The sequence below is a fragment of the Lapillicoccus jejuensis genome, from assembly GCF_006715055.1.
GTDB classification, from domain to species: Bacteria; Actinomycetota; Actinomycetes; order Actinomycetales; family Dermatophilaceae; genus Lapillicoccus; species Lapillicoccus jejuensis.
This window is the reverse complement of record NZ_VFMN01000001.1, coordinates 308,476-330,541: the sequence shown is the minus strand read 5'-3', so window position 1 is coordinate 330,541 and position 22,066 is coordinate 308,476. Positions and strand designations below refer to the sequence as shown.

The 22,066-nt window shown below is 75.8% G+C and carries 16 protein-coding genes; 9 read left to right on the top strand and 7 right to left on the bottom strand.

Annotated elements, in window-relative coordinates:
• Positions 1–21 precede the first annotated feature (21 nt).
• The gene (locus FB458_RS01540; RefSeq protein WP_211355896.1) at positions 22–1,164 is read left to right on the top strand and encodes a glycosyltransferase family 4 protein; all 1,143 of its coding nucleotides are present in this window, start codon (positions 22–24) and stop codon (positions 1,162–1,164) included.
• Here the strand turns inward: FB458_RS01540 and FB458_RS01535 are convergent.
• The 4 genes from FB458_RS01535 to FB458_RS01520 form a co-directional block, all read right to left on the bottom strand.
• Positions 1,113–2,378: a hypothetical protein gene (locus FB458_RS01535; RefSeq protein WP_141846165.1), complete on the bottom strand. Its 1,266-nt coding sequence runs from the start codon at positions 2,376–2,378 to the stop codon at positions 1,113–1,115. The two genes, FB458_RS01540 and FB458_RS01535, sit on opposite strands and share 52 nt — an antisense overlap.
• Positions 2,375–5,296, bottom strand: coding sequence for an acyltransferase family protein (locus tag FB458_RS01530; protein WP_141846163.1), 2,922 nt, complete (start codon positions 5,294–5,296; stop codon positions 2,375–2,377). Before FB458_RS01530 ends, FB458_RS01535 begins: the two co-directional genes overlap by 4 nt.
• Before the next feature lie 4 nt (positions 5,297–5,300).
• The gene (locus tag FB458_RS01525) at positions 5,301–7,148 is read right to left on the bottom strand and encodes a rhamnan synthesis F family protein (RefSeq protein ID WP_141846161.1); all 1,848 of its coding nucleotides are present in this window, start codon (positions 7,146–7,148) and stop codon (positions 5,301–5,303) included.
• 133 nt (positions 7,149–7,281) lie between these two features.
• Complete coding sequence (locus FB458_RS01520) at positions 7,282–8,415, bottom strand: glycosyltransferase family 2 protein (RefSeq protein WP_170185533.1); 1,134 nt, start codon at positions 8,413–8,415, stop codon at positions 7,282–7,284.
• A 174-nt stretch (positions 8,416–8,589) separates the two neighbouring features.
• Between FB458_RS01520 and FB458_RS22015 the strand changes: the two genes are divergently transcribed.
• Genes FB458_RS22015 through FB458_RS01495 form a run of 5 tightly spaced genes read left to right on the top strand, consistent with a single transcriptional unit; the run spans position 8,590 to position 16,169 of the window.
• A complete protein-coding gene (locus tag FB458_RS22015) occupies positions 8,590–10,389 on the top strand; it encodes a glycosyltransferase family 39 protein (protein WP_141846157.1) in 1,800 nt (599 codons plus the stop codon).
• Positions 10,386–11,528, top strand: coding sequence for a glycosyltransferase family 4 protein (locus tag FB458_RS01510; RefSeq protein WP_246061008.1), 1,143 nt, complete (start codon positions 10,386–10,388; stop codon positions 11,526–11,528). The genes FB458_RS22015 and FB458_RS01510 overlap by 4 nt, the downstream gene beginning before the upstream one ends.
• Positions 11,521–12,402, top strand: a complete 882-nt coding sequence (locus FB458_RS01505; RefSeq protein WP_141846155.1) for a glycosyltransferase family 2 protein — start codon at positions 11,521–11,523, stop codon at positions 12,400–12,402. The genes FB458_RS01510 and FB458_RS01505 overlap by 8 nt, the downstream gene beginning before the upstream one ends.
• Positions 12,380–15,190 (top strand): YfhO family protein, encoded by a 2,811-nt coding sequence (locus FB458_RS21530; RefSeq protein ID WP_211355895.1) that lies wholly within the window; start codon positions 12,380–12,382, stop codon positions 15,188–15,190. The genes FB458_RS01505 and FB458_RS21530 overlap by 23 nt, the downstream gene beginning before the upstream one ends.
• A gap of 10 nt (positions 15,191–15,200) precedes the next feature.
• The gene (locus FB458_RS01495) at positions 15,201–16,169 is read left to right on the top strand and encodes a zinc-binding dehydrogenase (RefSeq protein WP_141846153.1); all 969 of its coding nucleotides are present in this window, start codon (positions 15,201–15,203) and stop codon (positions 16,167–16,169) included.
• A 10-nt stretch (positions 16,170–16,179) separates the two neighbouring features.
• Here the strand turns inward: FB458_RS01495 and FB458_RS01490 are convergent, their stop codons facing one another.
• The 3 genes from FB458_RS01490 to FB458_RS01480 are packed head-to-tail and all read right to left on the bottom strand — an operon-like array spanning position 16,180 to position 18,361.
• A complete protein-coding gene (locus FB458_RS01490) occupies positions 16,180–17,271 on the bottom strand; it encodes a hypothetical protein (protein WP_141846151.1) in 1,092 nt (363 codons plus the stop codon).
• 24 nt (positions 17,272–17,295) lie between these two features.
• Positions 17,296–17,796 carry a hypothetical protein gene (locus FB458_RS01485; protein WP_141846149.1) on the bottom strand — a complete coding sequence of 167 codons (501 nt, stop codon included), beginning with the start codon at positions 17,794–17,796 and terminating at the stop codon, positions 17,296–17,298.
• A 4-nt stretch (positions 17,797–17,800) separates the two neighbouring features.
• Positions 17,801–18,361, bottom strand: coding sequence for a hypothetical protein (locus tag FB458_RS01480; RefSeq protein WP_141846147.1), 561 nt, complete (start codon positions 18,359–18,361; stop codon positions 17,801–17,803).
• A 623-nt stretch (positions 18,362–18,984) separates the two neighbouring features.
• On the opposite strand from FB458_RS01480, the gene FB458_RS01475 reads away from it, so the two are divergent.
• From FB458_RS01475 to FB458_RS01465, 3 genes are read left to right on the top strand one after another with little or no spacing between them, the layout of a single operon-like run.
• The gene (locus FB458_RS01475) at positions 18,985–20,217 is read left to right on the top strand and encodes a TadA family conjugal transfer-associated ATPase (RefSeq protein WP_141846145.1); all 1,233 of its coding nucleotides are present in this window, start codon (positions 18,985–18,987) and stop codon (positions 20,215–20,217) included.
• Between the two features lie 3 nt (positions 20,218–20,220).
• A complete protein-coding gene (locus tag FB458_RS01470; RefSeq protein ID WP_141846143.1) occupies positions 20,221–21,087 on the top strand; it encodes a type II secretion system F family protein in 867 nt (288 codons plus the stop codon).
• On the top strand, positions 21,084–21,986 hold the full coding sequence (locus FB458_RS01465; RefSeq protein WP_141846141.1) for a type II secretion system F family protein: 903 nt from the start codon (positions 21,084–21,086) through the stop codon (positions 21,984–21,986). The genes FB458_RS01470 and FB458_RS01465 overlap by 4 nt, the downstream gene beginning before the upstream one ends.
• Positions 21,987–22,066 lie beyond the last annotated feature (80 nt).

Genomic DNA, 22,066 nt, shown 5'->3' with positions numbered 1-22,066 from the left:
GGCGAGACGAGGAGGCGCAGGGTGTCCCCAGCCCGGACGGCGACCCCCGTGACCGTCGTCGCGGCCCAGCTGGCCGCCCGGGTGCCCGGCGGCACGGGCCGCTACACCCGTGAGCTCGTCCGGGCCCTCGCGGCGACCGCCGAGGGTCGGCCGCTGCGCGCCCTCGCCCCGCGGGAGGGCACGCCGGGGGAGCACCTCGAGGTCCCCGTACGGCGTCTCCCGGTGCCCGCCCGCCTCCTGCCGCCGCTGTGGGAGCGCTCCCCGTGGCCGCGGGCCGCCCGCGCCGGGGTCGTGCACGCCCCGACGCTGCTCGTGCCCCCGCCCGTGCCGGGCGTCGGGCTCGTCGTCACCTGCCACGACGTCGTCCCGTGGACGCACCCGGGGACGCTGACACCGCGCGGGGTCGCCTTCCACCACCGGATGGGGGAGCGGGCGGCCGCGCACGCCGACGTCGTCGTCACCCCGACCGCCGCGGTCGCCGAGCAGGTCCGCCGGGTGCTCGCGCCCCGTGGCGAGGTGGTCCCGGTCCTGCCCGGCGTGAGCACGCTGCCGCCGCTGCCGCCCGACGAGGCGGCGGCCCGCCGGACGGCCCGCGGCGTGCCGACGCGGTACGCCCTCTTCGTCGGCACCGCCGAGCCGCGCAAGGGCCTCGACGTGCTGCTCGCCGCGCTGGCCCGGCCGGACACGGGTGGGCTCGCGCTCGTCGTCGTCGGTCCGGCCGGCTGGGGCGACGTCGACGTCGCCGACCTGGCCCGGCGGGCCGGGGTGGCGGCGCGGGTCCTCGTGACCGGCCGCGTCGACGACGCCGACCTGGCGGCGCTCTACGCGGGGGCGGCGGTCGTGGTGATGCCGAGCCGGGCCGAGGGCTTCGGCCTGCCCGTCGTCGAGGCCTTCGCGGCCGGGGCCCCCGTCGTCACCAGCGACGACCCCGCCCTCGTCGAGGTCGGGGCGGGCGGCGCGCTCGTCGCGCCCCGCGAGGACGAGGGGGCGCTGGCGGCGGCGCTGGCCGAGGCGACCCAGCCCGGTCCCGGGGCCCGGGAGCGGCTGCACCGGGCGGCGGACCGGGCCGCCGAGCTGACCTGGACCGCGACGGCCCGGCGGCTGTGGGAGGTCTACGAGGACGTCGGGGGTCGCACGACGAGCACGAAGCCGCGCGGGCTGTAGGAGATCCTGCAGGTCCGCGCGCGCTGCTCGAGGCAGCGCTCGAAGGCGTCCAGGCGGGCCCCGGTCGGCACGACCGGTCGGGGCGAGAGCGCGAAGTGGGCGACGAGCCCCGGCGCCCCGGCGAGGAGCAGGACCGCGGCGAGCGCGGGGGTGGCCCACCGGCGCCGGCGACCCCGCGTCGCCCGGACGCGGTCGGGGGGCGGGAGGAGCGCCGCGACGAGCAGGAGGAGCAGGAGGCAGCCGGGCAGGACCAGGTGCCGGTCGCCGGCCTCGGGGAGCGCGTAGACCGGGCCGTAGGCGACGACCGCCGCGGCCGGGGTGAGCAGTGCGGTCAGCCCCAGCCAGAGCCCGAGCAGCCCGAGGCGCAGGACGGCGACGACGAGGACGCCGAGCAGGACGAGGCCGGCGGCGACCAGGAGCGGGAGCGAGTGCGCGTCGCGCACCACCACAGCCTGGTCGAGGACCCACTCCGCCCCCAGCCGGCGCAGCAGCACGTCGGGCACGACGACGGGGGTGTGCCCGCGCACCTGCCGCGGCGAGGCGAGCAGGACCAGCACCTGCACCACCGCGCCGGCCAGCGCGACCCCGACCAGGACGAGGTCGCCGCGGGCGCGGTGCACCCACCAGCGGCGCACGACGAGCGGCCACAGGAAGGCCACGAGCGGTCCGCTGAGGACGCAGGCGAGCAGGACGAGCACCTCGCCCACGTGCACCAGCCGGGCGCGCGGGCCGCTCGGTGGGGCGAGCAGCGCGAGCAGGACCTGGGTGGTCCCCAGCACGAAGATCAGCGAGGCGACGACCCCGCCGGCCTCGGCGAGGTGGGGGGTGAGGCACAGGGCGACGTACGCCGTCGCGCGCGCGGCGGGGGACGGGAGCACCGCCGCGATCCGGGGGCTGAGCACGGGCAGGAAGGCCAGCGCGGTGAGCACGGTCGCGGTCCACGTGTAGACCGCGGGCAGGGCGTGGAACGGCAGCGGCGAGGCGGCCAGCGCGACGAGGCGCGGGACGAGGTGCAGGTAGCCGGCGTAGGGGCGCCACAGGGTCGGGGCCCCGCTGACCCAGGCCTGGATCGAGAAGACGGTCCCGTCCTCGGCGAAGAGGGCGGGGTCGGTCAGACGGGGGGCCAGCCGCGCGAGGAGGACGGCCACGCCGATGACGAGCCCGGCGCCGAGGACGACCCGGTCCCTCCGGGACGCGGGCGCCGCCGCGCTCACGACGCGGCTCGGGGCCTGACCGTGAGCGCGGTGAGCGTCTGGTCGGCCCCCGAGCCGGACCCGGCGCTGAGGGTGACGCGGCCGCCCTCGAGGCCGGCCGCCAGCAGCGCCCAGGTCGACGTCGTCCCGGGGGCCACGCGCACGGTGGTCGACCACGGGCCGGACGCGGTGGTGCCGGTCAGCCGGACGGAGCCGCCGGCGGACGCGGTGAGGTCGAGCGCGGCGACGCCGCCGGCGGACGCGGGGCCCGAGGGCAGCGTGACGGTGCGGGTGCCGCGGCCGTCGGCGGACCCGTCGACCGCGAGCCCGCCGGTCGGGGCCGCCCCGCCGGCGGTCCACCGGGCCTCGCCGGTGGCGGTCGTGCGGTCCCACTGCAGCCCGGCCTGGAGCGCGCCGAGGTCCTGCCCGAGCGGGACGTCGAGGTTGCGCTGCGTCGTCAGCGTGAGCACCACCTGCGGGTGGTACCGCGCGACGAGGGCGGCCAGGCTCGGCTGCTTGTCCGGCTGGTCGAGGTAGTGCCGCACGATGGTGACGTCGGCGAAGGCGTTGGTCAGCAGCGGCGCGACCGCGGTGACGGTCGAGTCACCGAGCACCAGCAGCCGCTTCCGGTTGGGCGCCGACGGCGTCACCAGGTGCATCGGGGCGTTGGCGACGTCGATCCGGGTGCCGGCCGCGAGCGGGGTCGCGCGACCGTCGGCCCCCACCAGCCGGGGCGTGCGCAGCGGGGTGGCGTACTGCGGGACCTGCCAGTCGTTGGGGCCCTTGTCGCCGTCGATGGCGGTGAACTCGTTGTCGAGGTCCTGCGTCGTGGTCCCGCTCAGGGTGGGCACGGCGACCGGTCCGAGGGTGGGGTAGGCGGCGGTGAGGTGCCGGGCCATCGCCGCCCAGGCGACGTAGGCGCCGTAGTCGCTCCAGTGCGAGTTCTTCAGCGAGAAGGGCTTGCCGCTCGCCTTCGCGGCGACGAGCTCGGGGCGCAGGTCGACGAGCGCGGAGGGGCGGTAGCCCACGAGCTGGTCGAGGATGCTCGCTCCGCGCGGGGAGGCCCAGTCCGGCAGGTCCTCGGGGTAGACCTCCCACTTGGCGGGCGCGACGACGAACTGGGACGCGATCCCGTGCCGGGTCAGCCAGGTCGACTGCGCGTCGAGCGAGGCCGCGGCGCGCTGCACCTCGGCGGGGGAGTAGCTGCGCAGGCCGAGGGCCTGGGTGACGTTGTGCAGGTAGGCCTCGCCGAGGAAGGACATCCCGTCCTTGCCCTGGACGACGGCCTGCGACTGGGCCTGGTGCTGCTGCCACGCCGCCACCGTGGCCGGGTCCGGCGCCGCGTGGGCGGCGGCCGCCGGGAGCCCGGCGAGATCCGCCCCGTCGCCGGTGGTCGCGGTCACGGGGGTGGTGGCGGCGGCCAGGCTCGAGGACGGCGAGGCGCCCGCCGCCGCCGCGGGGGCGACGCCGCGGGCGGCGGGGGAGTAGCGGGCGTCGTACACCCGGGGGAGGACGAGGGCGGCGAGCAGGAGGACGACGGCGAGCCCGGACAGGGCGGTCCACCGGCCGATGGTGCGCGCGCGCGTCGCCGGCGGCGGGGTGGCGGTCCCGGGTGTGGTGCCGGCGTGGGCCACCCGCGAGGCGGGGTCGTGCGAGACCAGGTCGCCACCGGCGAGGGTCGCCTCGTGCCGCAGCCGGGCGGCGTACGGGGTGGAGGAGAAGCGCGGGTCCACCAGCGTGGCGCGGGCCCGCTGGGTCACCGGTGAGAGGCGCTGCAGGCCGAGGGCCATCCACGCCGGGGTCCAGTTCTTCAGCGCGAGGGCCCGCTTCTCCAGCAGGTGCCAGCTGAGCCACGCGGTGATGTGGCACGCGACGACGACGCCGAGGTGGTAGGCCAGCCAGCCCCGCGTCTCGAGGTGGAAGAAGGTCGCGAGGTACATGATCGGCCACGCGTAGATGTAGATGCCGTACGACATGTCGCCGTACCGCTCCCAGTTGCGCAGCGGCAGCCGGATCGCGCACCACATGAGCACGTAGAGGAAGGCGAACTGGCCGTAGACGTTCCAGCCGGACGCGACGAAGTACGTGTAGAAGGCGATCGCGGCCGCGCCGACCGCGACCCGGTCGTCGACGACGATCTTGTCGGCGAAGGCCGAGAAGAGCATGCCGGTGACGAACGGCGTGAGCAGCATGACGAGGAAGAAGTCGTTGAGCAGCGGCTGCAGCACCGCGGCCTTCACCGGGATGTTGAGGAAGGTCACCGTGTTGAGCGCGATCATCAGCGCGAAGAGCGTGGCGATGATCCACCGGTGCGCGAGGAACCCGATGAGGCCGAGGACGCCGATGAGGATGTAGCCCTTGAACTCGTAGGCCAGCGTCCACGCCGACCCGTTCCAGTCGCGCCCGCAGCAGACCGCGAGCGGCACCTCGTTGCCCATCCCGGCGAGGTTGCGCTGGCCCAGCTCGAGGAACATGTTGTTCCAGAAGTAGGTGAGCGGGGACTCGGTCTGGGCCGAGAAGTAGCCGCGCAGGGTGTGGTGCACGTGCCACCAGGCCAGCGGCGCCCAGACGAACGCGGTGAGCAGCAGCGCGGCCCAGAAGGCGGGGAAGATGCGCAGGATGCGGCGCCAGAAGTACCGGAAGACGGTCGAGCGACCCTGCCGGCTGCGGCTGATGAGGAAGCCGCTGAGGAAGAAGAACCCGGAGACGGCGACGCCGCCGAAGGACTGCTCGTCCGACCACTGCACCCCGAGGTTCTTGCTGCCGTAGAACCCGGCGATCGGGCCCGCGTGCGAGAAGATCACCGCGAACGCGAGGAACCAGCGCAGGAAGCCGATGCTGTTGCGCCGCGGGTCGAAGGCCTGCGCGATGGACAGCGGGCCGTGCAGCGCGGCGGGCTTCGTGGCGGAGCCGGCGGTCGTGGCGGTGGTCGTGCTCACGCCGTCACCGCCCCGACCGCAGGGTGCGCGCGGCCCGGGCCGCGCCGCGCGCGATCCGGTAGGCGGGCCGCGCCCCGCGCCCGAGGCGCGGGTAGCGGCGGTCGACCTCGTTCTTCAGGTGCAGCAACAGCGGGCCCTCGGTCGTGACGTTGGTGAGGTAGTTCATCTGCTCCAGCGGCCGGGCCGGCAGGCGGCTGGCCACGAGCTGCAGCTTGTACTCGAGGAAGGCGTAGTTGATCTCGGCCCAGTCGTGGTTGAGCACCATCCGGGTGTGGAAGCCGGCCTCGGCCGCCGAGTAGGCGTAGAGCCGCTCGATGACGTGCGCGAGACCGCCGTCGCCCCAGCCGGACTCGTCGGGGAAGTCCTCGTAGCGCCAGTCGCGGCGCAGCAGCGGCGCCAGCGCCTGCGGGCGGCACCAGAACATGCCGCCGTACGGCGCCACGGGGGTCGAGGCGTCGAACGGCGCCGCGATGCCGAGCTCGTCGGCGAGGGCCCGGGCGTTCTCGCGGTTGGTGAACCACGAGTGGCCGATCGTCGGGTAGCTGATGTTGACGACCGGCGGGAAGACCATGCCGAGGGTCTCGTCCTGCGCGAAGAGGTCGAGCAGGGCGCCGACGTAGCCCGGTGAGGAGAGCAGGTTGTCGAACATGTGGTGCTTGAAGAGCTGGCCCGGCATGAAGCCGTCCTGGGCCGACTTCTTCGAGTGCAGCTTGCCGACCAGGTCGTAGCGACCCGGCTCGAGCAGGTCGCGGCAGCCGACGAGGAAGGCGCTGGTCTCCCGGCCCCGGTTGGACTCCAGGACCCGGACCTCCCAGCCCGGGCGGTCGCCGAGGACCTCGAGGAAGCGCTCGCGCTTGGCGTCCGTGTCGGTGGTGATGACGACGTCCGGGTCGCCCGGGACCATCTCCATCCGGGTGACCATCTCGGGCAGCAGGTCCTCGTAGAACACGTGCGCGACGAGGCAGATCCGCAGGCCCTGCGGCGCCCGGCCCTCGGGGCCGTCGGGCAGCACCGAGAGCAGCGACATGTTCGTGTAGAGCGAGCGGGGCTCCGCGGAGCGGACGATGTTGCGCCAGATCAGCGCCGGCGGGTAGCCGGTCGTCTCGACGTGCTCCATCACCCGGCGGCCGATGATGGCCATCTGCTCGAGGTACCACGGGTCGTGGAAGAACAGCCGCCGCTTGATGATGGGGCAGCCGTCCTCGAGCATGAGCACGGTGTTGTCGAAGATCGGGTGGATCGAGGGGTAGTCCTCGGTCGGGAACGCCGTCGTCCACCGGAAGCCCTTGGCGGCGAAGTGGGCGGTGAAGCGCGCCTCGTGCAGGAGCACCGACTGCTCGTACGACGTGATCATCGGCATCGTCGACCAGTACTGCTGCCACTCGAGCGAGGTGAACATCGGGCGGCGCACGGCCAGCCAGTGCGACTGCAGGTGCTCCGGCAGCGGCCCGTCCTGCCCGGGGTGCGGGTTGGGGTCGACCTCGCCGTGCGCGGTCAGCCCCCAGAAGTCGACCTGCTCGCGGTCCATCCGCTCGAGGACGGGACCCCAGGGGTGGATGGGGCCGAAGAACGTGTAGTTGAGCAGGATCAGCTCGTCGAACGTGGCCAGGTGCTCGGGGCCGATGAGCTCGAGCGCCTCCTTGTAGCCCCAGACGTCGAACCCGACGTTCTCGCGCGCCCACACCGTGTCGGCGACCTCCTCGAGGGTCGCCCGGCCCTCGGGGGTGAGCGGCCCGTTGGAGACGACGAAGATCTCCTCGACGAAGGGCCGCAGCGACCGCAGCTTGTACGGGACGTAGTCGTCCACGCGGCCCACGCGGTCGTGGAACAGGTAGATGGCGATGCGGCGCACGCGGAAAGGCTCCTTCACCAGGGGTGACCTGGGCCGGCAGGTGACTCGGTCTGACCGGCCCGCAGGCCCGCCGGTCCCCGATGGTACCGACGCGGACCGTGAACTCCCGCCTGCCGAGCCGGGGGAGGAGCGCTCAGCCGCGCCGGCCGGAGGCCGGGACGAGGCGGGCGGCGAGGCGCGCGACCCGCGACAGGCGCGCCCGGGTGCTGCTCGCGACCTGCAGCGCGCGCAGCTCGTCGAGGCGGTGCTCGAGGGCGTCGAAGCGGGCGGCGACCCGGTTGCCGTGGGTGACGAGGTCCGCCTCGAGCCGCTGCAGGACCAACCCCAGCGGCTCGTTGGAGGGGCCGGTGTCGAGCCGGGCGTGCACCGACTGCGCCATCGCGATGACCTCGGCCCGCAGCAGCTCGGCGCGGCCGTCGGCCTGCGCCCCCGCTTGCTCCTCCTGGCGGGCCAGCTCGAGCAGCAGCCCGAGGACGGCCGGCTGGGAGGCGACGGCGGCGCGCAGGTAGCGCTCGCGGATGAGCACCTCGTAGCGCTGGTGCTCCAGCTGCGCGGTGATGACGCTGTTGCCGGTCTCGGCGTGGTCGTCGGGACGGTGGTGCCACCGGGCGAGGGGGGTGTCGGGCAGGAAGCCCGCCGGGCCGTGCGCGAGCAGCCGCAGCATGAACTCCCAGTCCGCGAGGACCGGCAGCGAGCCGTCGTACGGGCCGACGGCGTCGTGCACGGCGCGCCGGTAGAGGAAGGAGATGGGCGGGGCGTAGTTGCGGTGGACCATGTGCGCGAGGTCGAGGACCGCGAGCTCCGGGGCGAGCACCCCGGAGTCCTGCTCGACGACGACACCGTCCTCGAGCCGCTCGACGACGAGCTCGGTGCGGGTCGCGACACCGAGGTGGTCCGGGTGGGCCCGCAGGTGCGCGACGGTCGCCTCGAGGAAGCCGGGGTGCCAGGAGTCGTCGTCGTCGTGCAGGACGAGCAGCTCGCCCGTGGCGGCCCCCACCCCGGTGTTCATCGCCGCCTCGCGGCCCCCGGACTCCTCGTTGCGCACGATCCGGACACGGCCCGCCGGCAGCCCCTCGACCCGGTCGAGGACCTCCTGCACCGAGCCGGGACGCCCGGCGTCGTCGACGACGACGAGCTCGTAGTCGGTGAACGTCTGGTCGCGCACCGAGCGCAGCGCCCGCTCGAAGAGGACCGCGCGGTCGCGGGTGCGGGTGACGATGCTCACCGTCGGCGCCGGCGTCCCGGTCGGGGCGTCCTGCAGGCTCAACGTCGGGTCTCCGATCTCGTCGCGTCGCCCGGGCCGGTGCTCCGACGGGCCGGGGTCGCGATCATGGCACAGGCGCGCCCGCGGCCGACGGCGCCCGGCCGGGCGGGGCGCAGTTGGTAGCGTCGGCCCACCTGCTGCGAGCTGCCGCGATCTGCTGCGAGAGGACCCACCCGCGTGACCCCCCACCCGGCCGACCCGGCCGACCCGGCCGACCCGGCCGACCCGGCCGACCCGGTCGACCCGGTCGAACCCGTCGACACGGTCGAACCGGTCGCCACGGCCCCCGGCCGGACGCCGCGCCGCTCCGGGCTGCGCGCGGGGCTGGCGTCGCTGCCGGCGTCGGTACGCGCCCTCACCCTCGCCTGGGCGGCGCTGCTGCTCGGCGCCAGCCTCGTGTGGCCCATGACGATGGGGTACGACGAGACGGCGCAGTTCGACATGGCCCAGGCCTACGCCCGCGCCCCCTTCGACTTCCACGACCCGGCCACCCTCGGCACGAGCGACGCCGCCCGGCAGCTGGCCGCGTTCTTCCCCGGCTACCCGCCGCCGGAGCGCAAGACCCTCGCCGTGTCCTCGACGCCGGCCCGCGGCGACCGACCGACCTGGGAGGACCTCGGCGGCAGCCACGTCAGCTCCGACTTCCCGCCCAACCAGATGGTCCAGCACCCGCCCCTCTACTTCTGGATGGGCGCCGTGATCCTGCGCGTCCCGGGGGTGCAGTCGCTGGCCTGGGACCAGCAGCTGTGGCTGCTGCGGCTGCTGAGCGTCGTGCTGAGCATCCCCGTGCCCGCGCTGGCCTACGCCGCCGCGCGGCGCCTGTGGGCGTGGGGCGGGCGCGCGGTCGGGGGGCCGACGCCCGAGCGGCTGCGCGTCGCGCACCGGGTCGGGCTGCTCGCCGCCATCGTGCCGCTGACCTTCCCCAACATGCCGCGCGACGAGTCGTCGGTGAACAACGACAGCCTGCTGCTGCTCAGCGGGTCGGTGCTGTGCTGGCTGCTCGCCCGGGTGGTGACGGGCGACCTGCGTCGTCGGACGGCGGTCGGGGTCGGGGTCGCGCTCGCGGTGGCCCTCATGACCAAGGGCTTCGCCCTCGTCATGCCCCCGGTCGTGGCGCTCGCCTACGTCCTGGGCTGGCGCGCGCAGGTGCGTCGCGGCGAGCGCGTGGGGGGGCTGCGCGGGCTGCGCCCGGTCCTCGTGCCGCTGGTCATCGCGGCGGTCATCGTCGCGGCCGGGTCGTGGTGGTGGGTGCGCAACCTCCTGCTCTTCCACACCGTGCAGACCGACGGGGCGGGGCCGAGGTTCGCCCTCACGCAGTTCGGCCAGCCGGACGACAAGGGGAACCTCTGGACCTTCGTCCCCACCTTCTTCCGGCAGTTCGTCGAGCTGTCGTGGGGCGGCATCGGCCTGCCCCGCAGCCCCGACCTCACCGACATGGTCGTGTTCGGCTGGACGGGGCTGGCCTGGGTCGGGGTCGCCGCCGGGCTGCTCGTGCGGCGCGGGGGCGGGGAGCGGCGCCGGCTGCTGCTCCTCGTGGCGCCGCTGGCGCTGACCTTCGTCGTGTGCGCCGCCGGCAGCTGGGCCACCAACAAGCGCTGGCACCTCGTCGTGACCGGCACCTCCGGGCGCTACCTCTTCCACCTCGTCGTCGTCACCGCGTGCGCGGTCGCCGTCGGCTGGGCGGCCGTGCTCACCGCCCGGGCGCTGCGCCGGTGCGCCCCGTGGGTCCTCGTCGGGGCGCTGCTCACGCAGGCCGGGGCCTGGGTCACCATCCTCGTCACGTGGTACTCGCCGCCGCAGACCTTCGGCTGGGACGCCCTCTCGCACAGCGCGGGCCAGCTCGTGCGCTGGGGGCCGTTCGACCCGTGGGTGACCGTCGGCCTCGTCATCGTCCTGCCGGCGCTCACCGGGGTGCTGGCCCTGGCGCTGCTGGCCCGGGAGGCCCGGGACCGCGGCGCGCAGGAGCTGCCCGCGTGACCACCGTGCTCGTCGACGCCACCGCCCTGCCCGCCGACCGCGGCGGCGTGGGGCGGTACGTCGACGAGCTGGTCGCCCGGCTGCCCGGGCTCGGCCTCGACACCCACGTCGCGTCGACCGCGCGCGACGTCGACCTGTTCGCCCGGCTCCTCGCGCCGGAGCGGGTGCACGCCGCCCCCGCGCGGGTCGCGCCGACGCCGCTGCGGCTGGCCTGGGAGCAGGTCGGCCTGCCCGCCCTCGTGGCGCGCCTGCGCCCCGACGTCGTCCACTCGCCGCACTACACGCTGCCGCTCGCGCTCACGGCGCCCGGCGGGCCGGCGACCGTCGTCACCCTGCACGACGGCACGTTCTTCTCCATCCCCAGCGTCCACCTCCCGGCCAAGCGCCGGTTCTTCACGGCGTGGACGAGGGCGTCGGTCCGGCTCGCCGACCGGCTCGTCGTGCCGAGCGCGGCGACGCTGCACGACGTCGTCGACCACGTCGGCGGCGACGAGCGCAAGTTCGCCGTCGTGCCGCACGGCGTCGACCACGCCCGCTTCCGCCCGCCGGCGCCGGAGCAGGTCGCGGCGGTCCGCGCCCGCCTCGGTCTGCCCGACGGGACGCCGTACGTCGCCTTCCTCGGCACCCTCGAGCCGCGCAAGAACGTCCCCGCCCTCGTCGCCGCGTGGGTGCGGGTGTGCGAGGGGCGCACCGACCCGCCGGCGCTCGTCCTCGCCGGCGGGCGCGGGTGGGACACCGGCGTCGCCCCGGCCCTCGCCGCCGTGCCCGCCCACCTGCGCGTCGTGCGCCCCGGCTTCGTCGAGGACGACCTGCTGCCCGCGCTGCTCGGTGGCGCCGAGGTCGTCGCGTACCCGGCGCTGGGGGAGGGCTTCGGCCTGCCCGTGCTCGAGGCGATGGCCTGCGGCGCGGCGGTGCTGACGACCCGGCGGCTGTCGTTGCCGGAAATCGGCGGCGACGCGGTCGCCTACGCCGCGACGCCGCGCGCGGCCGACCTGGCCCGTGCGCTCGGCGCCCTGCTCGACGACGGCGACGAGCGGTCGCGGCTGCGCACCGCCGGGGTCGAGCGGGCCGCCGGCTACACCTGGGAGGCCAGCGCCGCGGGCCACGCCCGCGTCTTCGAGGAGGCCGCCCGTGGCTGACGCCCGCATCCGTGTCGTCGTGGTCACCTGGTTCCCAGGACACCACCTGCCCGAGCTCGTCGAGTCGGTCAGGTCCTCCTCGGCCGGGCCGGTGCCGGTCACGGTGGTCGACAACGGCAGCACCGACGGCACCGTCGAGTGGGTCCGGGAGCACGAGGGGCCGTTGCTGCAGCTGGTCGAGACCGGCGACAACCTCGGCTACGGCGGCGGCGCGAACGTCGGTGTCGCCCGGGCCGGGGAGGAGTGGGTCGTCGTCGCCAACAGCGACCTCACCCTCGACGAGGGCGCCCTCGACGAGGTGCTCGCCGCGGCCGAGCGGTGGCCGCGCGCCGGCGTGCTCGGCCCGCGCATCCTCACGACCGAGGGCCGGCTCTACCCGTCGGCGCGCGAGCTGCCGTCGCTCGGGCGCGGGGTCGGCCACGCGCTGCTCGGGTGGGTCTGGCCGCGCAACCCGTGGACCGCGTCCTACCGGCGGGAGCGGGGCGAGCCGCGCGAGGAGCGCGCCGGGTGGCTGTCGGGCGCCTGCATGGTGCTGCGCCGCGACGCCTTCGAGGCGGTCGGCGGGTTCGACACGTCGTACTTCATGTACTTCGAGGACACCGACCTGTGCGAGCGGCTCGGGAAAGCCGGGTACGACGTCGTCTACGTCCCGTCCGCGGTGGTGCGCCACCACGGCGGCGCGTCGACCTCGCGCGACCTCGTCGGGATGTCCAAGGCGCACCACGACAGCGCGTACCTCTACCTGTCGCGGCACTACCCCGGCCCGGCGTGGCTGCCGGTGCGGGTCGCGCTCAAGGTCGGGCTGTGGGCGCGGTACCAGCTCTCGCGCCGGGTGACGCGCGTCCTGCACGGTGCCGAGCCCACCCGCGACTGAGCGGCCGGGCCGCCGGCCGGCACGGTCGCGGCGGCCGTCGGCGGCGACCCTGCTCGGCGTCCTCGCGGTCGCGCTGCCGGTCCTCGTCGTCCTCGGGCCGGCGCTGCTCGGGCGGGGCGTGCTCGCCGACACGGCGCTGCTGACCCGCTTCGCCCCGTGGTCGGCGGCCGACGGCACCCGGGTCGCGACGACCAACCTGTGCCGCAGCGACATCGTCGACAGCGTCCTGCCGACGATGGCCGAGCTGCGCCGGCAGGTGGCGGGCGGCCGCTACCCGCAGTGGAACCCGTGGCCCGTCGGCGGCGCGCCGGTCGCCGGGCCCGACTACGGCCAGTGGAGCCCGTTCGCGCTCCCGCTGTGGGTGCTGCCGCTGACCCTCGCCCCGGCCTGGCTCGTCCTCACCCAGCTGGCCGCCGTCGTCGCGGGGACCCTCGCGTGGCTGCGCCGGCTCGGGGTGCCGACGGGGGCCGGGCTCGTCGCCGGCTCGGCTGTCGCCACCTCGGGGTGGATGGTCGGCTGGGCGCAGTGGCCCCAGGCCCGCGTCGGCGCCCTCGTCCCGGCGCTGTTCTGGGCGGCCGAGCGGCTGGTCCAGCGCCGCGACCGCGGCAGCGCGGTCGCCGTCGCGCTCGTCGTCGCCGGGCTGCTGCTCGGCGGCTTCCCCGCGGTGACGGCGCTCGCCGTCTACGCGGCCGGGGCGTACGTCGTCGCCCGGCTCGCCGCCCGCCACCTGGTGGGGGCGCGCCGCCCGGGCGCGTGGCGCGAGGTCGGTCGCGGGCTGGCCTGGGGCGGCGTGGGGGTGGCGCTCGGTGCCGCCGTCACCGCGTTCACGATGCTGCCGTTCGTCCTGCGGCTGCGCGAGACCGACCTGGCCTACCGCGAGTCCTACACCGGCACCCACGAGGCCCTGCGCACCCTCGTCACGGCGGCCGCGCCGGGCAGCCAGGGGCTGTGCGTCGGGTCGCTCCCCAGCAGCGGCGTGCTGCCGGTGGAGTCCGTGACCTACGTCGGCGCCGCCACCCTCGTCCTCGCCCTCGTCGGCGCGCTCGCGCCCCGGCGGCCGCGGTCGCGGCGCGGTGTCGTCGGGTTCCTCGTCGTCGCGGTCGCCGTGACGGTCGTCGCGGGCTGGCTCGGCGGGCCGCTGCTGTGGCTCGTGCAGAAGCTGCCCGGCCTGGCCGCCAACCCCATCGCCCGGGTCCGTGCCGTCCTCGAGGTGCTGCTCGTCGCGCTCGCCGCGCTCGGGCTCGAGCGGCTGCTGCGGCCCCCGCCGGGGGTGGCGGGGCCGCGCCGCCGGCGGCGGTGGGCCTTCACGGCGGCCGTCGCCACGCTCGCCGCGGTCGTCACCGTCGCCGCGCTCGTCGACGGGGTCCGCGACGCCGTCGCGAAGCGGTACGTCGACCTGTTCGCCCCCGAGGTCGCGTGGGCCGCCGGGGTGGGGCTGGTCGCCGCGGTGGCCGTCGTCGTCGCGCTGCGGACCGGCCGGCGCCCGGTCCGGCTCGCCGCGGTGGCGGTGGTCGTCCTCCTCGTCGCCGGCCAGGGGACGGCGTACGCCGCCCGGGCGCTGCGCACCTCGCCGGAGGGGACGTTCTACCCGGTGACGGCGTCGCACGCGTTCCTCCAGGGGGTCGCCGGGTCCGACCGGGTGGCCTCGAGCGACTTCCTCGCCTACCCCTCGACGCTGCCGTGGTACCGGCTGCGCACGCCCGTCGGGCACCAGTTCCTCTCCGAGCCGTGGCGGGCCTACCTGCTCGCCGTCGATCCCCGCGTGCAGCTCGTGCCGACCCTCACCGACTTCTCCTCGCGCAGCCTGCCGCTCGCCGACGTCGGCCGCTCCCCGCTGCTCGACCGGCTCGCCGTGCGCTGGTGGCTGGCGCCCGGGGACGAGGTACCCGGCACCGTCCGACCGGCCCGCGCGCCCAGCCCCGCGGGCCGGGTCGCGGTCGCGGCCGGGCGGCCGGTGACCTGCGGGGTCGCCGCCGGTGGGGTGCGCGCGGTCGTCGTCACGACGGCGACGGCGCTGCGCCGCGACCCGAGGGCCGGTACGGCGCCCGCGGCGGTCACCGTCACGCTCGACGGGGCCACCGGCGGGCGGACGCTGCCGGACGACGTGCCGGCCGGGACGGCCCTCGTCGTCCCGGTCCCCGCCGAGACCCGCACCGGGGCGGGCGCCGCCACGCTGACCTTCACCGGGATCGCCGCGGGCGCGCTCGACGGCGGCGGCGACCAGGTGCGCTGCGGCACCGTCGCCCCGGCCGCGGACGGGCTGCGGCTCGCGCAGGCGGCGCCCGGCGCCACGGTGTGGGAGCGGACCACGGCGCTGCCGCGGGTGCGCTGGGCCGACCGGGCCCTCCGGGTCGCCGACGAGCGCGCGGCGCTGGCGGCGCTCGCCGCCGGGGTGCCGGACGACACGGTCGTCCTCCCGGGCGGGGACGACGGGACGGGCGACGGCGGGGCGTCGTCCGGCTGGGGGGCGGTGACGGTGACCACCGACGACACCGGGGTCGTCGCCGCGAGCGTGGACCACCCGCGTGCGGGCTGGCTCGTCGTCGCCGACAACCTCCAGGCGCCCGGCTGGTCGGTGACCGTCGACGGGCGCCCGGCGACGCTGCGCCCGGCGGACGGCGCGTTCGGGGCGGTCGCCGTCCCGGCGGGGCGGCACGAGGTGCGCTTCGCGTACGCCGCCCCGGGGCTGCGGGTCGGCGCGCTCGTGTCGCTGGGCGCGCTGGCGGTCCTCGTGATCCTCCTCGCGTCGGGGGTGGCGGCCCGGCGACGGGCCCGCACCCGCGGCTAGGGTGACGAGCATGCTCGCTGCGTACGCCGCCCGGACCGACGCCGACGACCCGCTCTCCGCCCTCGAGGTGGGGGAGCGCCCGGAGCCCGAGGCCCGCGAGGGCTGGGTCACCGTGTCGCTCAAGGCCGCCGGTCTCAACCACCACGACGTCTGGTCGCTCAAGGGCGTCGGCCTGCCGGCCGACCGGCTGCCGATGATCCTCGGCTGCGACGGCGCCGGGGTGGACCCCGACGGCCACGAGGTCATCGTCCACGCGGTCGTCGCCTCGCCCGGCTGGCACGGCGACGAGACGCTCGACCCGAAGCGGACGCTGCTGTCGGAGCTGTACGACGGCACGCTGGCGCAGCAGGTCGCCGTACCGGAGCAGAACCTCGTGCCCAAGCCGGAGGGGATGTCGTGGGAGTCCGCGGCGTGCCTGTCGACGGCGTGGCTGACGGCCTACCGGATGCTCTTCACCAACTCGGGCGTGCAGCCCGGTGGGACGGTCCTCGTGCAGGGCGCGGGCGGCGGCGTGTCGACGGCGCTGGTCCAGCTCGGCGCCGCGGCGGGCTACCGGATGTGGGTGACCAGCCGCGACGAGGCCAAGGGCGCCAAGGCCGTCGAGCTCGGCGCGGACCGAGCGTTCGGCAGCGGCGAGCGGCTGCCCGAGCGGGTCGACGCGGTGATGGAGACCGTGGGCGCGGCGACGTGGTCGCACTCGGTCAACTCGCTCAACCCGGGCGGCACCGTCGTCATCGCCGGCGCGACCTCGGGCGACGCCCCGAGCAAGGCCGAGCTGACGAAGATCTTCTTCAAGCAGCTGCGCGTCGTCGGCTCGACGATGGGCTCGCGCGACGAGCTGGCGCGGCTGGCGCGGTTCGTCACGCTGCACGGCCTGGAGCCGGCGGTCGACTCGGTGCTGCCGCTGGCGCAGGCCCGCGACGGGTTCGCGAGGATGGCGCAGGGCGAGCTCTTCGGCAAGGTCGTCTTCACCGTCTGACGCCGGGTCGTCAGCCGGCGTTGGTCACCTTCACCGACGAGAGCAGGCCGCTGCTCGCCGTGATGGTCGCGCCCACCCCGGCGACCGCCGTCGTCAGGCCGGTCGAGAACGCCGCCGACGTCCGCGTGGCCCCGGCGGGGATGGTCAGGGTGGCGGGGGCGGCGACCCCGACGGCGACCGAGACCGTCGTCGACGTGCTCGCGGTCGCGGGGTTGCCGTAGGCGTCGACCAGCGCCACCGTGCTGCTCCACGTCGCGGTCCCGACGCCCGGTGCGGGGGACTGCACGCAGGTGCGCAGCGACCCGAGCAGCGCCCCGCAGGCCATCGTCAGCGGGGTCGTCGCCCCGGCCGCCGTGCGGGTCGGCGTGTCCCAGACGAGGAAGGCGGCGGCGCCAGCGACGACGGTCGTCGAGGTCGCCCCGGCGGTCAGGCCGGGCGCGGTCGCGGTCAGCGTGACGAGGCCGACGGCGGTCGGGGTGAAGGTCACGGTGGCGCGCCCCCCGACGAGGGTCGCGCCGGCCGAGGTCAGCGGGACCCCGAGCAGCGTCGCGGTGACGGTGACGCTGTCGGTCCGGCTCGTGTCGAGCACGTCGCGGCAGTCGAGGGCCTGCACGGTGGCGGTGAGGGAGACCCCGGCCACCACGCTGCCGGCGGCCGTGACGGCGAGGTGGTCGGGAACGCCGCAGGCGGTCCGCGTCGTCGCGGGGGCCGAGGTCGCGGTCCAGCTGGCGCCGACGGAGGCGGTGACGGTCGCGGAGACGACGGTGTCGGCGCCCAGCCCGGTGGCCGTGCAGCTCCAGGTCGCGCTCGTGGGCGCGCAGACCGTCGTGCCGGCCACGGTGACGACGTACGTCGTCCCGGAGGGGTTGGCGGGCAGCGTGCCGGACAGCGCGATGCTGCTCGCGGTCACCGCCCCGACGGTCGGGGCGGCGGGCGCGGTGAGGGTGCCCGCCGTCGCGGCCACCGAGGTGGTGCCCGAGGAGGTCCAGTAGGCCGCCGCCGGCCGAGCGGCGACGACGAGGGCCAGGAGGAGGGCCACGGCGGCCGCCGCGACCGCGAGCCCCGGCACGACGGCCCGACCCCGGCGGTGTGGGCTCGTCACGACCGGCTCGTCACAGCCGGCCCGTCACAGCCGACCCGTCACGGAGACGGAGAGCGTGACCCCGACGCCCTGGCAGGCGTCGGGCGCCGACGAGAGCAGGGTGACGACGCCGGTGAGGGTCCTCGTGGTCGAGGCCCCGGCGGCGACGACGAGGCCGGCGGGGGTGGCACCGGCGACGGTCACCGATGACGTGGGGCAGCCGCCCGCGCTCGTCCCGGTGACGGAGCCGCCCAGGCCCGTGACCGTGACCGGGGCGGGCCCGGGGTTGGTCACGGTCACCGTGAGGTCGCGGGCGACCCCGGGGGTGAGGACCCCGCTCAGCGACGCCGACCCGACCACGAGGACGGGGGCGCCGCCGACCGACCGCGGAACGGTGCCCGCCCCCGGCCCGCTCCACCACGCCCACGCGGTCGTCGAGACGAGCGTGAGCGCGGCGGTGGCGAGGCCGGTGGCGAGCAGGCGGGCGGGGCGCCGTACGCCGACCGGACGGCCGGTCGGGGACGACCCCGGGGCTGTCCGGGGCACGGGCTCAGCTCGCGGTGGCCGAGAGCATGACCGTGGCGAGCTTGCAGCCGTCCTGGTTGGTGCTCGGCAGGTTGGTCAGCGTGAAGCTGCCGCCCATCGACGAGGTCAGCGGGAGGCTGCCGCCGGCGGGGACGTCGGCGTTGACGGTGGCGGACGTGACGGAGAACCAGGTCGGGTCGCACGAGGACGACGGCAGGGCGACCCCGCCGGAGTCCTTGACCGAGGCGACGGCGAAGGTCACCTGCGAGATGTGCACCGGCGTGGTGCCGGAGTTGGACAGGGTGCCCGTGACCTGCTGGCTCGTGCCGATGAGCAGCGACCCGGCACCGGTGAGGGCGACACCGACCGCGCCGGTCACCGTGCCCAGGCCCATGCTCCCGGCGGTGGTCGTGGTCTGGGGGTTGGTCCAGAACGAGTAGGCGACGGTGCTGATGCTCGAGACGAGGGTCATGGTGGCGAGTGCGGCGGCGACCCGGCGCCGCCGGCGTCGACGGCGGGCCTGGGCGACGATCTCCGGGTCCAGCGCGGCGCGGGGCGGGTCGTGGCGGTGACGGGTAGCGGGCATGGCGGATCCTCCGAGTGGGTGAGGCACGCCCGGGGGCAGCCGGGGGTGGGGGAGAGCGCCGGGGGCTGGGGATCCCGATCCGGCGTCCGACGACTGTGAGGTACGACGTCAGATGCCCACATCGTCCGTTCGGGCGGGTATGTGACACATTCCTGGGAGCAACCTGGAGGTGTCGGGTCGCCGACGACGTCGGCGCAGCGACGGTGCGACGGGGGCTGGGCGACGCTCGGGGACGTCGACGAGCCGGCCGAGCCGTCGACCTCCCCAGGCAACGGCTCAGCCGGCGTGTCGTCACCGCCGCCGCGCTGCACCCCCCGGTGCGATGCGGCCTGTCGGGCCCCGCCCCGCCGGTGACGATGGCGAGGGGGAGGTCGGGCCATGGCCCCGAGGGGCCAGTTCGTCGTGCGACGAATGTGCCGTGGGACGTCATATCGTCGCATCGTCCGTTCGGGTGAGTTTCCGCCGGGGCCGTTTGTGGCCTGTGTCGCGAACCGGCCACGCAGGGGGTCGTCTCGCCGTCGATGCTTCTCCACAGGACAAGTCCGGCATCCCCGGATCGGGGGCGATCCCGCGGTTAGCCTGTGCCCGTCCTGGTACGAGGCTGTGAGCAGGGGGCAGGGGACGTGTCGGAGGCTGTCCGGCTGGTCGAGGGCGAGGTCCGCGAGCTGATCCGCCGCTCGGGGCTGGACCCTGCGCGCCAGTCGGGCGAGGTCGGCCGGCTCGTCCGCGACGCCGTCACCGACTACGACGAGCGCTCGATGCACGGCGGGATGCCGACCCTGGGCGACCTCGGGGACGCGGTGAAGTCCGTGCTCGACGCCGTCGCGGGCTACGGCCCGCTTCAGCGCTACTTCGACGACCCCGAGGTCGAGGAGATCTGGATCAACGAGCCGTCGAAGGTCTTCGTCGCCCGCGGTGGGGTGGCCGAGCTGACGACGACGATCCTCGGCGCCGACGAGGTGCGCGACCTCGTCGAGCGGATGCTGCGCAGCTCCGGTCGCCGGGTCGACCTGTCGAGCCCGTTCGTCGACGCGATGCTCCCGGACGGGTCGCGGCTGCACGTCGTCATCCCCGACATCACCAAGGAGCACTGGCAGGTCAACATCCGCAAGTTCGTCGTCAAGGCGGACCGGCTCGAGGACCTCGTCCGGCTCGGGACGCTGACCCGGCAGGCGGCGGCCTTCCTCGAGGCCGCGGTCGTCTCCGGTCTCAACATCCTCGTCGCCGGCGGCACCCAGGCCGGGAAGACGACGATGCTCAACTGCCTGGCCGCCGCGATCCCGCCGCGGGAGCGGGTCGTCACGTGCGAGGAGGTCTTCGAGCTGAAGATCCCGCTGCGCGACGTCGCGTCGATGCAGTGCCGTCAGCCCAGTCTCGAGGGCACCGGGGAGGTGCCGCTGCGCCGGCTGGTCAAGGAGGCCCTGCGGATGCGGCCGTCGCGGATCATCGTGGGCGAGGTCCGTCAGGCCGAGTCGCTCGACCTGCTCATCGCGCTCAACTCCGGGTTGCCCGGCCTGTGCACGGTGCACGCCAACAGCGCCCGCGAGGCCGTCCTCAAGATGTGCACCCTGCCGCTGCTCGCCGGAGACAACGTCAGCTCCCGGTTCGTCGTGCCCACCGTCGCGTCGGCGGTCGACATCGTCGTGCACCAGGCCCTCGAGCGCGACGGCGTCCGGCGCGTGCGCGAGATCGTCGCCGTCCCCGGCCGCGCCGAGGAGGACGTCATCGAGGTGGCAGACCTCTTCGGCCGCCGCGGCGGCGAGGTCCTGCGCCGTCTCGACGGGTTCCCCCCGCACGTCGAGCGGTTCGAGCGCGCCGGGTACGACGTCGCCGACCTGCTCGCCCAGGCGGTGTGAGCGGTGGGTGACCTGGTCATCGGGCTCCTGCTCGGCGCCGGTCTGTTCTGCGTCTGGTGGTCCTTCTGGCCGCAGGAGCCCGCCGGCCCCCGCAGCCGCCGCCCCGGGCCGATGGCCCGGCTGCGCGAGGAGACGCTCCAGGCCGGGCTGACGTCGCTGTCCGCCGGCAACGTCGTCGCCGGCTGCGTCATCGCCTTCGTCGTCGTCACCGTCTTCGCGCTCGCGACGACCGGGGTCGCGCCCGTGGCGCTGTGCTTCGGCGCGATCGCGGGGTGGCTCCCGCTGGCCCTCGTGCGGGGGCGGGCCCGGCGGCGTCGTACGCACCTGCGCGACCTGTGGCCGGACGCCGTCGACAACATCGCCTCCGGCGTGCGCGCCGGTCTCGCGCTGCCGGAGGCCCTGGCCCAGCTGTCCGTCCGCGGTCCCGAGGAGCTGCGTCCGGCGTTCGCCGCCTTCGCCCAGGACTACCGCACGACCGGGCGGTTCCAGGAGTGCCTCGACGCGCTCAAGGACCGGCTGGCCGACCCGGTGGGGGATCGCCTCGTCGAGTCGCTGCGGATCGCGCGCGAGGTCGGCGGCTCCGACCTGGGCCGGCTGCTGCGCACGCTCTCCGGCTTCCTGCGCGAGGACGCCCGCACGCGCGCCGAGCTGGAGACCCGGCAGGGCTGGACGGTCAACGCCGCGCGCCTCGCCGTCGCCGCACCCTGGATCGTCCTCGCGATGCTCTCGCTGCAGCGCACGTCGCTGCAGGCGTACAGCCGACCCGGCGGCGTCGTCGTGCTCCTCGTCGGGGCGGGCGTCACGGTCCTGGCCTACCGCCTGATGATCCGGATCGGACGGCTTCCCGAGGACGAGCGGGTGCTGCGGTGAGCCCCGGGCTGCCGGGGCACGGCTGGAGCTGGGAGGGTGCCGGTCTCGGGATCCTGCTCGCCGTGGGGCTCGTCCTCGTCGCGTACGGCGCCCCCGCCGGTCGGCGACCGGGGCTGCAGGAGCGGCTCGAACCCTACCTGCGCGACACCCCGCGCCCCTCGCGGCTGCTGGCTGGGACGTCGTCGGGCGTCGCCGGGCTCGGGGTCGGCCGCACCCTCGGCATCCTGCTCACCGACCTCGCCGGTCGCACCGACCGGTTGCTGGGCGGCCAGGCCAGCGTCCGACGCCGGCTGCAGCGGGCCGGCCGACCACCCGACGTCGAGCGGTTCCGGGCCGAGCAGGTCGTCTGCGGGGTCATCGGGGCACTGGCCGGGCTGGCGCTGGGCGTCGTGGCCGTCGTCGTCCGCGGCGCCGGGGTCCTGCCGGTCCTCGTCCTCGTCGTCAGCCTCACCCTCAGCGGCGCGCTGCTGCGCGACCAGCTGCTGTCCCGGGAAGCGACCCGGCGCGAGAAGCGCATGCTCACCGAGTTCCCCACGGTGGCCGAGCTGCTCGCGCTCGCCGTGTCCGCGGGCGAGGGCGCGGCCGGCGCCCTGGACCGCGTCTGCCGGCTGTCCACCGGCGAACTGTCGATCGAGCTCGGCGCCTGCCTGGCCGACGCCCGGGCCGGCGCCAGCCTGCCGGTGGCGCTGCAGGGGTTGGCCGACCGCACGGGGCTGCCGAGCCTCGCCCGCTTCGTCGACGGCATCGTCGTCGCCGTCGAGCGGGGCACGCCGCTGGCCGAGGTGCTGCGCGCGCAGGCCCAGGACGTCCGCGAGGCCGGGCGTCGCCAGGTGATGGAGGAGGGCGGGCGCAAGGAGATCGCGATGATGGTCACGAATGCCAACCTCTCCCTGTCCTAGTTCAGAACAGGGAAGGCGACAGCCACCATGTCTCACGCAAAGCCACTCACCGTGTCCCCGACCGACCTTCACCCTTCGTG